General features: G+C 68.3%; 1 protein-coding gene. It reads left to right on the top strand.

Annotated features, from left to right (window positions below):
- Positions 1–110: 110 nt before the first annotated feature.
- On the top strand, positions 111–542 hold a 432-nt coding region (ku, locus tag IE260_RS41225; RefSeq protein WP_308434757.1), incomplete at its 3' end, for a non-homologous end joining protein Ku.

The raw sequence follows: 542 nt of genomic DNA, 5'->3' as shown, positions 1-542 counted from the left end.
ATTCGTAGCGGTAGCTGGGCCTTGCGCTCCAGGGCTGGCGAGCCCGAGCACCTGCTGCGGGGGCCCGCGATCAGGATGCGCGACGGCTGCTGGTGGATGAGGCTGGATGCATGAAGGCCACGTGGTCCGGGATGATCCAGTTCGGGCTGATTGCCATGCCGATCAGGCTGTACGCGGCCACGAAGGAGCATCCCGTGCGCCTTCACGAGATCCATCTCGCTGACGGCAGCCGTGTCGAGCACCGCAGCTTCTGCAAGGCCGAGAACCGGGCAATCCCGCACGACCAAGTCGGCAGGGGCTTCGAGCTGGCAGACGGGCGCATGGTGCCGCTCACGGAGGACGATCTGGCCCGTCTGCCCTTGCCTACACAGCGGACCATCGACGTGCTTGGTTTCGTGCCGCTCGAGGACATCGACCCGATCAGTTTCGGGCGGCCGTACTACGCGGGTCCCGGACCGGGCGGCGACCGCCCCTATGCCCTGCTCGTCGAGGCGCTCGCCCGCGTCGGCTACGTCGCCGTGGCCAAGGTCGCCCTGCACCGC

The sequence above is a fragment of the Streptomyces viridiviolaceus genome, from assembly GCF_014650995.1.
GTDB classification, from domain to species: Bacteria; Actinomycetota; Actinomycetes; order Streptomycetales; family Streptomycetaceae; genus Streptomyces; species Streptomyces viridiviolaceus.
The sequence above is the reverse complement of the archived record's forward strand: the minus strand, read 5'-3'. Positions and strand labels throughout refer to the sequence as shown.